Genomic DNA, 15,463 nt, shown 5'->3' with positions numbered 1-15,463 from the left:
AACAATGAAAAAAGTTCTAGTGTTTCCATGTGGTTCAGAGATTGGTTTGGAGATTCACAATTCCCTTAAGTACTCAAAGGACTTTGAATTGATCGGTGCTTCCAGCGTCTCTGATCATGGTAAGTATGTATATAAAAATTATATAGAGGGTATGCCAAATATCCATGACGAAGGCTTTATTGATCAATTGAACCGTATAATTAGTGAAAACAAAATTGATTTTATTTTCCCTGCACATGATAGTGTAGTATTAAAATTAGCACAAAATCGAGAACAGCTCCATGCCATAGTTATTACATCAGATCAATTAACTTGTGAGATTTCAAGATCAAAAAAGAGAACGTATGAATTTTTTGAAAAGCAATCTTTTGTTCCTAAAATGTATGAAAAAGTAGAAGATGTTGATCTATTCCCCGTATTTTTAAAGCCAGATGTTGGACAAGGGTCAAAAGGAGTAGCTCTTGCGAGAGATAAAAAAGAGCTGGAGTTCTATAAAAATAATCAATCTGACTTATTAATACTTGAGTATCTCCCAGGGAAAGAATATACAATAGATTGTTTTACAAATAGAAATGGAGAACTTAAATATACTGGCAGACGAGAAAGAAAACGTATTAAGAGTGGTATAAGTGTGAACTCCGCCACGTTACAAATGGATGAGCAAACAACACAGATAGCGCACGAAATTAATAAACATCTTCAATTTAGAGGAGCTTGGTTCTTTCAAATTAAAGAAGATGTGAATGGCCATTACAAGTTGTTGGAAGTGGCACCGCGTATAGCAGGAACTATGGCATTGTATCGTAACAAAGGTGTTAATTTCCCTTTGCTGAGTTTATACGATCGAATGGATTTTGATATAAAAATAGAAGATAACGGTGTGAATCTTGAAGTAGATAGAGCTTTGATTAATCGATTCACTCTTCAATACTCTTATCAAAGGGTGTATGTAGATTTTGATGATACGATTACGTATAAAGACAAGGTTAATCCACATTTAATGCTATTTTTATATCAATGCCTTAATAATCATAAAGAAATCATACTAATTACAAAGCATATCAGTGATATCAAAGAAACTCTGGAAAAGCTTCGAATCCACAAGAATCTTTTTGATCGTGTAATTCATCTGAAAAAAGAAGATATGAAATCAAAATATATAGATAATAAAATACCTTCTATATTTATTGATGATTCTTTTAGCGAAAGAGACCAAATTAAAACAATTGACATTCCAGTTTTTGACGTAGATTCGATTGAAGCATTAATTGATTGGAGAAATTAAATGACAAAACAATTTAAATTTCCAACACCAATTCATGTGACAAAACCAAAACTTCCTAAATTTGAAGAGTATATAGATAAGATAAAAAATATTTGGGAGAATAAATGGTTAACAAATGACGGACCATTACATGAAGAATTTAAAACAAATCTTAGAGAATATCTAGGCTCATCCCAAATTGAACTCTTCACCAATGGTCACTTAGCATTAGAAATTGCCTTGAAAACGATAGAAGAAAAGGGGGAAGTGATTACAACACCTTTTACTTTTGCTTCTACAGTTCATGCGATAAAAAATACAGGTTTTCAGCCAGTTTTTTGTGACATTGAACCAAATACATTCAATATCAATGTCAATCATATTGAAAAACTCATTACGGAAAAAACAAAAGCAATAGTAGCAGTGCATGTTTTTGGTAATCCTTGTGATGTGAATGAATTAGATCGAATTTCAAGGGATTATGGAATACCTGTTATCTATGATGCAGCGCATGCTTTTGGAATTAAGGTAAATGGCAAATCTATTGCAGAATTTGGCTATGCATCTATGTTTAGTATGCATGCAACTAAAGTTTTTCATTCTATTGAAGGTGGAGTGCTTTGTTATAAACAGAAAAGGTTAACTCAACAATTGAAAGCTTTGAAAAATTTTGGTATTACTTCTAATGAATCAGTTGATTATATAGGAATTAACGCAAAAATGAATGAATTCCAAGCTGCTATGGGATTAGTGAATTTAGAAGAAATTGATCAAGACATATTAACCAGAAAAGAAATTTATCATCAATATGAAAAAAATTTATCTGAGATACCAGGAATTAACGTTGTATCAATTGATGAGAAGGTTCATCACAACTATTCATATTTTCCAATTTTATTAGAAAATAAAGAGATGAGAAATTATGTAAATGAAGAATTGAAAGAATATAATTTGTTTACTAGAAAATATTTTTATCCTCTTTGTAATGACTTCGGCTGTTATATGTTTGATTCGAGTGAAACACCAGTAGCAGTATATGTTAGTAATCGAATATTAGCGTTGCCAATGTATTCAGAACTATCTTTAAGTGAAGTTGAACAAGTTTGTACCATCATTAAAATTGTTTTGGAGAATTTTCATAATCAAGTCAACAAAAGAATGACGAATCAAGTGGGTGAAATATCGAATGAGTCAGTATAAACTAAGCGTGGTTGTATTGGTTTATAATACAGAATACTATTTGAAGGAGTGCCTTGATTCACTTGTCAATCAATCATTATCTGATTTGCAAATTATCGCAGTAAATGATGAAAGTCCTGATAATAGTGCCGAAATTTTAGATGAATATGAAAAGAAGTATTCAAATATGGTGGTAATCCATCAAAAAAATAGTGGAGGCGCCAATGCAGGTAATCACGGATTAAAATATGCAACAGGAGAATACATCACGCTCATGGATTCAGATGACATTCTTCCTCTCGATGCCTATGAAAAATTATATTTAGAAGCAAAAAAAACTGAGGCTGATATTGTGATCGGAAGGCCTAATATTTTAATAAACGGCGTTCAAAAAGAAATTATTTATAAAAAGGAAAGAGAAGTTTGGCAAAAGAATAAATTAATCGAGAGAGCAAAAGATTATCCTGATATTTTTTATGATGGATTTTATTGGAATAAAATATTTCGGAGAGAACTGATCTTTGAACATCAATGTTTTATGCCTCCAGGTATGCTATATGCAGATCGTCCAATGGTCCATAAGGCATTTTTATATGCGAAGAAAATAGCAATTATTACGGATGTTGTCTATCTTTGGAGAAAAAGAGGAGAAGAAGCAACTCAAAAGTCGATAACTCAATTAAATGGTGATTTGCGAAACTTTCAAGATCGGATAGAATCACTTGAATACCAAATGGGATATTTCGAGGATTATGGTGATAAAGAACTTGAAAATGAATTTCTTAAAAGAAATATTGAACGTTTGTTCTTCCCGATTAAAAATATCGTATGGGATAAAAAGTTTAGGCAAGTGTTTTATAGAGAAATTAAACCGATTTTACAAAAAGTTGATAATATTTTTGAAAATGATTTAGGAATTACTTGTAATCTATATATCTACTTTATCTTGAACGATCTTCATGAGGAATTAATCTATTATTTAGCTGGTAATCAAAAAGGAACCATATTAAAAGAGAATGGTAAATATTATTGGGCCCTTCCCTTTTTTAAAAATGAAAGTCTCAATATTCCAGATGAACTCTTTGAAATTAAAGTGCTAAAAGAAGAATTTATACAAATAAATAAAATAGATGTTGATGGTGAAAAAATCATATTTAAAGATATCGACATACCAAAAACGTTTAATGACGCAAAAGTATTTATTTCTTTTGAGTCAAGACATAATTTAACTGAAAAAACAGTGATCGATACATTTACAAATGATGTTGGTCAATTAAACGCGGAACTTTCTTTAGAAGATTTTAATCAAGTTGCAACATATGATATTTACATTATTGTTCAAAGAAACGATAAAGAAGATAAATTTAGAATCTCTAAGCAAATGTATAATAATACCCTTAATAATTTTAATCAATCGAATTTTCATCTCTTTTTCACTAATAACGGAAAACTATCTATTGAAAATATAGATGTGAAAGTAGAACACTTGATTTTGAATGATGAAGGTATTTCTATATTAGCAGAACAGCCAATAATAGAAACAGGTACATTCTATTTGAAAAATCGAATAACAAGAGAAATAATTTTTCTTAAAAGGACATCAAGTACAGAGTTCAATATTAAATGGAACCATTTCTTTGAAGGGTTTAAAACATATGACTTTTTTTATTGTTCTCAGGATCGACACTTTAGATTAAGAAAAAGTTTATTAACAGATAAACTATATCATATGTATAACTTAAGACCTTTTCAGGTAGAAGTATACGAAACGGCCAAAGGGAACATTTCTTTAAAAAGTTCAACGTATCTCACCCGGCTCTTATCAAAATTTAAGGTTAAACTTTAAAGAGAGGAGGAAGTAGCTTCCTCCTTTTTGTATTGTTTGTGATGTGCATTTCCTGATAAGTGAAATATTCCTCAACATCTGTTACAATTATGAGCGGTGCTTTTTAAAAAAGTAATCCCAAAAACTTATATCTAAGGAAGATAACAATGAACGCAATGTTGACGATACTAAAGGAGCAAATCAGTTCATTTCCGCTGATTATGCGACTTGCTGTTTATGAAACAAAATCAAAATATCAGATGAATTATTTAGGTGTTTTATGGCAGTTTTTAAATCCATTGATTCAAATGCTGGCTTACTGGTTTGTTTTTGGTTTGGGTATTCGCGGAGGACAGCCAATTGTCATTGGAGGCATGGAAGTTCCATTTATCATTTGGATGCTTGCTGGATTAATACCGTGGTTCTTCATTAGTCCGACGATTCTTGATGGATCAAACAGTGTGTTTAAACGCATTAATATGGTATCGAAAATGAATTTTCCGATTAGTGCGCTGCCGTCTGTGGTGATTATGTCCAACTTGTTCAGCTACTTTGTCATGATGGGTGTCTATCTGATTGTGCTGATTTCCTATGGCATATATCCCGACGCGCATTGGCTGCAATATATATACTATCTTATTTGTATGATCGCGTTTATGTTTTCGTTTAGTTTGTTTAATTCAACGATTAGCGTACTCGTGAGAGACTATCAATTTCTTTTACAATCAGTGACACGTTTGCTTTTCTTTTTGCTGCCGATTTTTTGGAATATCTCAGAGAAGCTAACTGGAGACAAAGCGTGGATTGGAGATATATTAAGACTGAATCCACTTTTCTACATTATTGATGGTTTCAGAAATAGCTTGTTAAAGGGAGAATGGTTCTTCCATGATGTGAAATATACGCTTTATTTTTGGCTGATTACCCTTCTTCTTTTAACAGTCGGTTCATTGCTTCATATGAAATTTAGGGATAAATTTGTCGATTTTCTTTAAAAAGTAAGGAGATTATACGATGAAACTAAAGGTTTCGTTTCGAAACGTATCCAAGCAATACGTCCTATATAAAAAACAGTCGGATAAGATCAAAGGGCTGTTTTTTCCTAATAAAAATGAAAAAGGTTTCTTTGCTGTTCGTGATGTGTCCTTTGATGTATATGAAGGCGAGACGATTGGTTTTGTAGGGATCAACGGATCTGGTAAATCAACGATGTCGAACCTTCTAGCGAAAATCATTCCACCGACAAATGGTGAAATTGAGATGGACGGCCAGCCTTCGTTAATTGCCATTGCGGCAGGGCTGAACAACCAGTTAAGCGGTAAAGACAACATTCGATTAAAGTGCTTAATGATGGGGCTGACGAATAAAGAGATAGATGAGCTTTATGAAAAAATCGTAGAGTTTGCGGATATTGGCGACTTTATCGATCAGCCTGTAAAAAGCTATTCAAGCGGAATGAAATCCCGTCTAGGCTTTGCCATTTCAGCACATATCGATCCAGATATCCTGATTATTGATGAAGCGTTATCTGTCGGAGACCAAACGTTCTATCAAAAATGTGTGGATCGAATCACAGAATTCAAAGAACAAGGCAAGACGATCTTTTTTGTCAGTCACTCCATTAGCCAAATCCAAAAAATCTGTGATCGGGTGGCTTGGATGCATTATGGTGAGCTTCGTATGTTTGATGATACGAAAAAGGTTGTGAAAGAATATAAGGAGTTTGTTGATTGGTTTAACAAGCTTTCTAAGAAAGAGAAAAAAGAATACCAATTGAAACACAAGGAAGGTCGAAAAGGCGTACAAAAGACAGCAAAGGTGTCTCGTTATAATGAAAACGGGAAACGACGTTCATTTTTTGGACCAGCGTTTCAAGTGACCATTATAGCGGTCTTAACCATCTTGCTTGCCCTTTCTATGTTTTCGGATCGACCGCTTCGTACGCTGGCAACATTTGGTGCAATACCATCAGATAAGACAGAGGCGCCTCAGTCAAAGGATCCTAAGACGAAGGGTGCGCCTAATATGAAAAAGGTAGATCAACAAGCCATTGTCACAGCAGATTCAATGACGGTTTACAAAGATCAAGCCATGAAAAAAAAGGCGGATGTCACTTTACCATTTGGACAAGAAGTACAGACTGTGGCTGAAAATAAACAAACTGTTCAAATCAAAACAGCGTCAGAGACGTATTTTGTGAAACGTGATGCACTGCAAGCTGCAGATGAATTGAAGCCATTATCCATTGGACCAGGACAGTTCAATTCCTACGTATCACCTGCATCAGCAGGTTCGTATGAGTATTTACTATCTTTCCTTGGAAAAGAAGAATCTGTGCTTCAGCAAAGAATGCAAACGCTGAGCTCGATCAAAAGTGATCAAGGCGACACCATTGAGCGATTGACCACAGAGAAAACCGATTATGTGATTCAAAATGGTCAAGCACACGCGATTGTGTTCCGCGAGATTATGCCCATTTCTCCTTCAACACTTGGGCTGACTGAACAAAATGTCTGGATGAATGAGAAACAAACGAAATTCGCAGTAAAGGGCGAAAACAACCTGTTTGTCATTGATAATGAACAGCATACACTGACTATTTCAGTGATTAAATAAAAAGCTGCCGATGCCGGCAGCTTTTTTAATTGACTTCTTCTTTTTCAAGAAGCTGTTTCATAAATGGAATGAGTTTCTTTTTCAGCTCTTCATCCTGAAGGGCAAACTCGAGAGTCGTTTCGATGAAGCCTTGTTTCTCACCGACATCGTATCGTTTTCCTTCAAAATCATAAGCAAATACACGCTGGATGTCATTGAGCTTTTGGATGGCATCTGTCAGCTGAATTTCTCCGCCTGCACCAATCTCTTGTTGATCGAGGTACATAAAGATCTCTGGTGTGAAAATGTAGCGGCCTAAGATGGCTAAATTCGATGGTGCTGTTCCTTGCGCCGGCTTTTCAACAAAATTTTTCACTTGGTAGCGGCGTCCTTCTTGTGTAAGAGGATCAATGATCCCGTAGCGATGCGTATCGCTGTCTGCTACCTGCTGAACGCCGATCACAGATGAAAGGGTTTTTTCATATTCATCCATCAGCTGGCGAAGCCCAGGTGTTTCGGCTTGAACAATGTCATCACCTAGTAAAACAGCAAAAGGTTCATCACCGATGAAGTTACGTGCGCACCAAACGGCGTGTCCAAGTCCCTTCGGTTCCTTTTGACGTATGTAATGAATGTCAGCAATATTAGAGGACTTTCTCACCTTTTCTAAAAGCTCGCTTTTTCCTTTTTCCTCAAGGTTCCGCTCTAGCTCTGGTGCAAAATCAAAATGATCCTCAATGGCTCTTTTTCCTTTTCCAGTGACGATAATAATGTCTTCAATTCCTGATTCAACAGCTTCTTCAATAATATATTGAATGGTTGGTTTATCAACGATTGGCAGCATTTCTTTAGGCATGGCCTTTGTGGCAGGGAGGAAACGTGTCCCGAGACCTGCAGCGGGTATAATGGCTTTACGTACTTTTTTCAATGAACTTTGCACCTTCCTTACATATAGAAAAAATGATATGACCTTCATTTTTCATCTTTCATAAAGTGTAACTTACAAATGATAGAAATGACAAATGATTTACGAGAATTAAATGATCTGATTTAAAACCAATTGTAAAGAACTTGTGTAAATATTCATGTTAAAAAGAGTAAAGGCGATGTAAAGATTACGCGAATAGAATGATTAGGATTCGTTCTTATTCTTTTGTATAATGTACAACATACGATAATTGAGAAGGAAAGAGGCATCGACATTGAAAACATTACATGTTATGACTGTATTCGGGACGAGGCCTGAAGCGATCAAAATGGCACCACTAGTCCTTGAACTGAAAAAACATCCGCAAATCAAATCCTCAGTCACTGTCACTGCTCAGCATAGAGAAATGCTTGATCAAGTGCTGAAAGCCTTTGACATTCAACCAGATCATGATCTAAACATCATGAAACAGCGCCAAACATTATCAGAAATTACATCAAATGCACTGTTGAAGCTAGATCAGTTATTTCAAGAGGAAAAGCCTGATATTGTGCTTGTTCATGGAGACACAACGACTACGTTTGCGGGAAGTCTGGCCGCTTTTTATCACCAAATTTCAGTTGGTCATGTGGAGGCAGGCTTAAGAACACACAATAAGTATTCACCATTCCCAGAGGAATTGAACCGTCAAATGACAGGCACCATTGCTGATATTCATTTTGCACCTACAGATGAGGCGAAGCAGAATCTTTTGATAGAAAATAAAAAAGAAGCGACCATTTGTGTGACAGGGAATACTGCCATTGACGCCCTGCAAACAACGGTCACAGAACAATATCAACATCCTATTTTAGAGAAAATAGGCACAGATAAAATGATTTTGTTAACGGCTCATCGCAGGGAGAATCTTGGACAGCCGATGAAAAACATGTTTAGAGCGATTAGACGTGTTGTAGAAGAGTTCGAAGATGTACAGGTCGTATACCCTGTTCATTTAAATCCTGCCGTTCGTGATGCGGCTCAGACGGAATTCAGTGATCTCGACCGGGTGCACTTAATTGAACCGCTTGAAGTGGTTGACTTCCATAACTTTGCGGCAGCTTCACACTTTATTTTAACGGATTCCGGCGGTGTTCAAGAGGAGGCTCCTTCTTTAGGGAAGCCAGTATTGGTGCTGCGTGATACAACAGAACGACCAGAAGGCGTTAAAGCTGGCACGCTCAAGCTTGCAGGGACAGATGAGAATACCATTTACCAGATGGCAAAAGAGCTGCTAGAAGACCAGCAAGAGTACGACAAAATGTCGAAGGCTTCTAATCCTTATGGTGATGGACAAGCGTCGAAACGAATTGTCCAAGAGCTCCTTCATCGTTTTGGATTCAGTGAGGAAAAGCCAGTACCGTTTAAATCATAAAAAAGAAGACTACGTCATTGTAGCCTTCTCAGATTGTTGACAAAGGGTTAAAATGATCTTTATTTTAGCCCTTTGTCTTCTTTTTTACTGCTCCAAACTTTCCTTCAATTCCTTCTTCACTTTCGCTAAACTGCTATCATCAAGCTGGTAGTAATAAATGTTATTGATTCGTGTGCCTGTTCCTTTCAGCTCGTGCTGTTTGACATGCTTTCTTGCATCGCGATAATCATTCATCATCGTCCACATATCGTCAAAGGACATGTTGGTTTTCATGTTGTTTTCAACGACTTTGAACATATCGCCGAATTTTGTAATAGACGAAATGTTGGCACCCTTCGCAATGATGCCTTCAATGACTTGGCGCTGTCTTTGCTGGCGGCCAAAATCCCCTTTTGGGTCTTGTTTTCTCATTCTTGTATAGGCAAGTGCTTGATCGCCATTCAGGTTAATTTCTCCTGTACCAAATGAATGGCCGTCATAGCTGAAAGCAAACGTACTATTCACGGTAATGCCGCCAAGTGTATCGACAATGTCTTTAAAGCTTTCCATATTGACTTTGACAAAATAATCAACAGGTACATCAAGCAGTTCCTCTACTGTATCAGCTGCCATTTGTGTGCCGCCGAATGCATAGGAGTGGTTGATTTTATCCATTGTGCCTTTCCCGACAATCTTCGTATACGTATCACGCGGGATACTCACCATCTCGGTTGTTTTGGTTTTCGGATTCACTGTCATGTATATTAATGTATCTGCACGGCCGCGGTCATTCTTTCTTTCATCGACACCCATAACCAAAACGGAGATCGGGTCCTTTTTATTTAAATCGACATCTTTGTCACGCTTATCTGACTTCTTTAAGTTCTCCTGAATGCCTGCGACGGTTGATGCTGCTGTGTTCCAAAGATGATATGCGTATCCGCCAGTTGCTAATACGAATAAGCCAATAATCGATAAAACAATCCAAAGAACCTTTTTCTTCTTTCTTTTTCTCTCAGCTCTCATAATGTCCCTCACCTTTTCTATGATTCTTCCATGATTATAGGTTTATGAATCTTGATAAACAAGTTATTTTTTTACTCTGAACCTAGATATAGACGTTGTAACAAAAAAAAGGTTTCAAAAAACCTTAAATTTACCTTAAAATATTAAGTTATAAGACGATACAAAGACATGAGGTGAAAAAAATGAAGAAAATCGTCGTTTTACCGTTCTTAATACTACTACTAGGTATCGTGCTCACAGCATGTGGAACGGCTGAGCAGTCCTTAGAAGAAAAGAAGACAAGCAGTTCAACTTCTCAAACGTTAAAGGAGACAGCCAACTATGTAGGAATGGCAGACTCCCATACAATTGAAGTGAAAAAGTCAAATGTTACTTTGAATTTTGAATTTACTGAAAACTTCAATGAAGTATTGAATGAATTTCAACCAGGAGATCACGTAGACATTTTTTACATTCTAAATGACAGTGGCCAAAAGGAAATTCAAGAAATTAAAAAAGTTCAATAGAGAGATGGTGGGATCATTAAATTGAAAAAAATCAGTCTAACTTTCACAATGTTCATCTTACTTTTGCTTGTATTCATCCCAAAAGATGCTTCAGCGGCAAGCTCAACAATTTCTGTGAAATTATCAAACTATGTTGGAAACAAAACGAACTTTAACATATCATCATCCGGCTTATACAAAGTGACTGGTACAAATGTATCTTCAATAGCTCGATATGATGGTAAGAACCGTTATGAGGTAGCCAATAATATTGCTTCAGCAGGCTGGAAAAATCCATCTACAATTGTCATTGTAAATCGTGATGCGTTTGCAGATGCAATTTCCGCTACACCTTTAGCTTATAAATTGAATGCACCTATTTTATATACGAATGCTGAAAGATTAACAAAAACCACTGAAAAGCAAATTAACAAGATGAATCCTGACAATATTCTGATTATCGGTGGAACAACAAGTGTTTCTTCAGCAACAGAGAAAACATTGAAAAAATACGGGAAGATCAAAAGGATCAGTGGTAAATCACGTTATGCTGTTTCACAAAATATCGCAAAAGAGATGGGGAACTATAGTCAAGCTATAGTGGCAACAGGAAGCATTTTTACTGACAGTGCTTCAGTAACACCATACGCTGCAAGAAACGGCTATCCTATTCTGTTAACGAAGAAAGATAGCTTACCAACTTACAAGCTTCCAAGTAAAGTCATCATTGTTGGTGGAGAAAAGAGTGTTAGCAAAAAAGTTGAATCTCAAATCAAAAAAACGTCCACAGTGAAAAGAATCGGTGGAGCTAATAGATATGAGGTATCAGCAAATATTGTAACTGAATTAAACATGAATGCTAATAAGCTATACTTAGCAAATGGTTCTATCTTTACAGATGCTATTACATTTTCGCTTTTAGCAGCCAAAAATAACAGTCCTATGGTACTTGTAAAAGACAATAGTCTAACATCACCTGTGACATCAGTTGTGAAAAAACAGGGGACGTACTCGTTTCAATTGTCTGGCGGAACAAAATCCATTTCAGCAAGTTTACAAACAAAATTATCAAATGAATTTTATTTGAAGAATAATAAGGATTATCAATTGAATGTTTCTAACGGGAAAATTTCTATCAAGGGCATCAAGACGTTTGGATCTTCAGTAAGAGTTGTTCCAGAGAAATATTCAACTAAAAATGTCATTCGAGTTGCTGGGAAAGCATACTTGGGGAAAATGAACTTTGCTGTAGAATCAGGCTATATTCGTCCAACAAATGAAAATATCCCTTTTGAAGATTATCTTAAAGGGGTTGTACCGAATGAAATGCCAGCAAGCTGGCATGTTGAGGCATTAAAAGCACAGGCTGTTGCAGCACGTACATATTCTGTGAACAGTATTGGGAAGGTTGTGCCAGATACAACAGCATTCCAAGTGTACGGTGGATACAGCTGGTATACAAATTCTACAAAAGCTGTAGATGCTACAAAAGGTAAGGTACTAAAATATAATAATAAACTGATTTCTGCTACCTACTATTCTAGTAATGGAGGCTACACTGAGGCGAGTGAAGAAGTGTGGTCAAGTGCATTTCCTTATTTAGTAGCAAAAACAGATACAAAAGATCCAGTGAATGCATGGACACTTAAACTATCAAAAACACAATTGAGTAAATCGCTTAGCACAGCAGAACCTGCATCTTGGTGGAGTAAGACAACAGAATCAAATGTGAGTCAGTTGAAAGGCTTGAAGAACTGGATTCTAAAAAATAAAGAAACTTCAGCTTCAGACATCAAGATAGCGACAATTTCAAGCCTATCCTTTTCAGGTAAGACAAAAGGGCAGAGAGCAAAAACAGCCTCTATGAAAATCAGCTATCACTTAAAAAATAAAACGGGTTCTTATAGTATGAATAAATCAGCGACACTTAGCTTTAAGATGACTGAATTTAGATCAATACTTGGAGCGACTAATTTAAAAAGCACGTATGCATCAGTGAAGAATAACACCAATGATTTTACCATCTCAGGAAAAGGGTATGGTCATGGAGTTGGAATGAGTCAATATGGAGCGAAAAAGAGAGCTGAATCAGGAAGCTCATATTCAAGTATTTTGTCATTCTATTATCCGGGTGCAAAGTTAACTACGAATTAAAACATCAAAGGAGGTTATAAACGTGCGCTCTATTATAAAAGTTGTATTTTTGAGTGTAGTAACAATGTGTTTGTTTCTTCCATCTGCACTTGCTGACAATTCAGTTACAAGGCTTGATGGGAAGAACCGGTATGTTGTTGCGGTGAACGCGGCGAAAAAAGGCTGGACAACATCAAGTACGGCTGTTCTTGTAGGGAAAGATGCATATGCGGATGCATTAAGTGCGGTTCCTTATGCATACCAAAAAAATGCCCCTGTTCTGTTTACTAACAGTAGCAGTTTATCTACAGATACAAAAAAAGGCCTTCAAAGTCTAAAAACAAAGAATGTGACTATTCTCGGTGGAACAAAGAGTGTCTCTAGCAAGGTGACAACTCAGCTAAAATCAATGGGTATCTCTGTGAAACGTATTAGTGGTAAGAACCGCTATGACTTAGCAGCAAATATTGCAAAGCAAATGAAAAGCTCTAGTACGGCTGTTGTAGCAAATGGCTTTGCTTATGCAGATGCAGTTGCCATTGCACCTTATGCTGCAAAACAAGGCTATCCAATCTTATTAACAAATGATAAAGGTTTACGTTCGGAAACTTCAGCTGTGATTAAAAGCCGAGCAATTAAAAAGACCGTTGTCATTGGTGGAGAGTCTAGTGTAAATAAATCAACTTATGCTAAACTACCTTCACCTGGAAGAATTGGCGGGGCCAATCGTTATGAAGTCGCTGCAAATATTGTGACGAAATACAATATGAGTACAAGTAATACGTATATTAGTAATGGTTTTGCATATGCTGATGCCGCTTCAGGAGCTAGTATTGCTGCCAAGCAGGGTAAAGCCTTTATTTTCACAAATGAAAAAACATTACCGAAAGCAACAAGAAAAATCATTGGTTCAAAGAAGATCACTTCATTTAGTGTTCTAGGTGGTACATCTACTGTGACGAATACTGTGACTTCCCAATTGAAAAATCCAGTCGTTGGAAAAAAAGTTTTTATTGACCCTGGTCATGGAGATCAAGATTCTGGTGCTGCTGGATATGGTCTTCTTGAGAAGAACGTGAACCTTGATGTCGCTAAGCGTCTAAATACAAAATTGACTAGTGCTGGGGCACTACCAGTCATGTCACGTACATCTGATACATTTGACAGTCTTCAAACACGAGTAAGCAAAGGTGCTTCTGCGAAAGCAGATATCTTTATTAGTGTCCATGCGAATGCAAATGACAACAGCAGCGCAAATGGAACAGAAACGTATTATGACAAAACATATGCGGCAACGAACAGCCTGAAGCTTGCGCAAAACATCCAGCCTAAAATGGTTAGTGCACTAGGTACAAGAGATCGTGGTGTCAAAACGGCTGGCTTCTATGTCATTAAGTATTCAAAGATGCCGAGTGTCTTGCTTGAAACTGGCTTTGTTTCCAGTCCAGTCGATTCAAATATTTTGAAATCTGCTACTTATAAAGATAGATTAGCAGCTGGTATTTCAAGCGGCGTTTCAGGTTATTTTAGATAAGAAAAACATGAGGGGTGGCTAAGATACTCCTCTTAGGCTGCTCGAGAACGTCTCTCGGCAGCCTTTTTTATCAATGGTATATGAAGTGGTTCTAGGATGAAGGATTCACTCTAAGGATGCGGTCTTCATAGGCTATCAAATGTCTTTACTAATCGTGCACACAACTCTGTATGAGCGCAACAGACAGTGACGAGGATAACCTGCCTAGATTGATCCATGGAGGGTCAGTGGTCAAACAGGAGTGTTTCCACTTACTTTGATGAAAATGAAAACGACCATTTGTATGTCAAGTTAAAAATACATTTCAATTTAGGCTATTTTTGTTATAATCGAAACATAGAGGGTAGCTTTTTTACGTGTTTACCTTCCGATAACAGCAAATCGACAAATCATGAAGAGGTGACAATATTGAAAAAATTAATCACAATGCCGTTTTTAGTATTGCTTCTAGGTGTAGTGCTTACAGCATGCGGCACAACAAATCAATCAAACGACAACAATACGGATAACAGCAAAAAAGAAACAACTGAAGCGGCTGATCAAAACAAAGAAAATGCATCAGACGAAAAAACGGAAGATAAGTCTGCAAGTGAAAAAACAGACGATCAAAGCAAAGAAACGGCTGCTAAAACAGAAGACCAAGCAGGTCAATCCAATGAAGATGCAAAAGAAAGCTCAAGTAAAGAAATCACAAAAGAAGAACCTGCGAAGGATCAATCAAAAGCTGAGTCCACAACAAAAAAAGAAGTCACCAAAGAAGGCACATATGTCGGTTTGGCTGATGGACATACCATTGCTGTCAACATTGATGGAAAAGAAGTAGCCATTCAATTTGGAAATACATTTTCTAAACAAGTAAACAGCTTGAAAGAAGAATCAAAAGTGAAAGTAACCTATACAAAAGATGCAAACGGAACACTCAGACTCAAAACAATCGAATCCGTAAAGGCAAAATAAAGAGAACACCCGTAGACCCGCAGAATTGCGGGTCTTTTTTACGTTTAAAAGGGCATAACTTGATATAAGTGCACATTCTTAACACAATTTTACAAGACTTAACAGCCCATTTACATTTGCTTAATGTTGCTCTGCTAAACTGAC

General features: G+C 36.5%; 12 protein-coding genes. 10 read left to right on the top strand and 2 right to left on the bottom strand.

Going from position 1 to position 15,463, the window contains the following annotated elements:
* Positions 1-4: 4 nt before the first annotated feature.
* From NPA43_RS16065 to tagH, 5 genes are all read left to right on the top strand, one after another.
* Positions 5-1,285: an ATP-grasp domain-containing protein gene (locus NPA43_RS16065; RefSeq protein ID WP_256499057.1), complete on the top strand. Its 1,281-nt coding sequence runs from the start codon at positions 5-7 to the stop codon at positions 1,283-1,285.
* Positions 1,286-2,464 carry a DegT/DnrJ/EryC1/StrS family aminotransferase gene (locus NPA43_RS16060; RefSeq protein WP_256499056.1) on the top strand — a complete coding sequence of 393 codons (1,179 nt, stop codon included), beginning with the start codon at positions 1,286-1,288 and terminating at the stop codon, positions 2,462-2,464.
* Complete coding sequence (locus NPA43_RS16055) at positions 2,451-4,289, top strand: glycosyltransferase family 2 protein (protein WP_256499055.1); 1,839 nt, start codon at positions 2,451-2,453, stop codon at positions 4,287-4,289. The genes NPA43_RS16060 and NPA43_RS16055 overlap by 14 nt, the downstream gene beginning before the upstream one ends.
* Before the next feature lie 146 nt (positions 4,290-4,435).
* Positions 4,436-5,263 carry an ABC transporter permease gene (locus tag NPA43_RS16050; protein ID WP_060597419.1) on the top strand — a complete coding sequence of 276 codons (828 nt, stop codon included), beginning with the start codon at positions 4,436-4,438 and terminating at the stop codon, positions 5,261-5,263.
* Between the two features lie 19 nt (positions 5,264-5,282).
* A complete protein-coding gene (gene tagH / locus NPA43_RS16045) occupies positions 5,283-6,884 on the top strand; it encodes a teichoic acids export ABC transporter ATP-binding subunit TagH (RefSeq protein ID WP_256499054.1) in 1,602 nt (533 codons plus the stop codon).
* A gap of 25 nt (positions 6,885-6,909) precedes the next feature.
* Here tagH and galU read toward each other — a convergent pair whose 3' ends face one another.
* Positions 6,910-7,791 (bottom strand): UTP--glucose-1-phosphate uridylyltransferase GalU, encoded by an 882-nt coding sequence (gene galU, locus NPA43_RS16040; protein WP_230030664.1) that lies wholly within the window; start codon positions 7,789-7,791, stop codon positions 6,910-6,912.
* 274 nt (positions 7,792-8,065) lie between these two features.
* On the opposite strand from galU, the gene wecB reads away from it, so the two are divergent.
* A complete protein-coding gene (wecB, locus tag NPA43_RS16035; protein ID WP_256499053.1) occupies positions 8,066-9,205 on the top strand; it encodes a non-hydrolyzing UDP-N-acetylglucosamine 2-epimerase in 1,140 nt (379 codons plus the stop codon).
* Between the two features lie 84 nt (positions 9,206-9,289).
* On the opposite strand, the gene tagU is transcribed toward wecB, so the two are convergent.
* The gene (tagU, locus tag NPA43_RS16030; protein WP_099726411.1) at positions 9,290-10,210 is read right to left on the bottom strand and encodes a polyisoprenyl-teichoic acid--peptidoglycan teichoic acid transferase TagU; all 921 of its coding nucleotides are present in this window, start codon (positions 10,208-10,210) and stop codon (positions 9,290-9,292) included.
* Positions 10,211-10,392: 182 nt separating this feature from the next.
* Here tagU and NPA43_RS16025 point away from each other — a divergent pair, with 182 nt between their 5' ends.
* From NPA43_RS16025 to NPA43_RS16010, 4 genes are all read left to right on the top strand, one after another.
* Positions 10,393-10,716, top strand: a complete 324-nt coding sequence (locus NPA43_RS16025; protein WP_230030667.1) for a LytA — start codon at positions 10,393-10,395, stop codon at positions 10,714-10,716.
* 21 nt (positions 10,717-10,737) lie between these two features.
* Positions 10,738-12,849 (top strand): SpoIID/LytB domain-containing protein, encoded by a 2,112-nt coding sequence (locus NPA43_RS16020; RefSeq protein ID WP_099726409.1) that lies wholly within the window; start codon positions 10,738-10,740, stop codon positions 12,847-12,849.
* 22 nt (positions 12,850-12,871) lie between these two features.
* Positions 12,872-14,362 (top strand): N-acetylmuramoyl-L-alanine amidase, encoded by a 1,491-nt coding sequence (locus NPA43_RS16015; RefSeq protein WP_099726408.1) that lies wholly within the window; start codon positions 12,872-12,874, stop codon positions 14,360-14,362.
* Between the two features lie 408 nt (positions 14,363-14,770).
* Positions 14,771-15,319 carry a hypothetical protein gene (locus NPA43_RS16010; protein WP_099726407.1) on the top strand — a complete coding sequence of 183 codons (549 nt, stop codon included), beginning with the start codon at positions 14,771-14,773 and terminating at the stop codon, positions 15,317-15,319.
* Positions 15,320-15,463 lie beyond the last annotated feature (144 nt).

The organism is Bacillus pumilus, assembly GCF_024498355.1.
Classification (GTDB): domain Bacteria; phylum Bacillota; class Bacilli; order Bacillales; family Bacillaceae; genus Bacillus; species Bacillus pumilus_P.
Note: the sequence above shows the minus strand (reverse complement) of the source record. Positions and strands in the feature narration are given on the sequence as shown.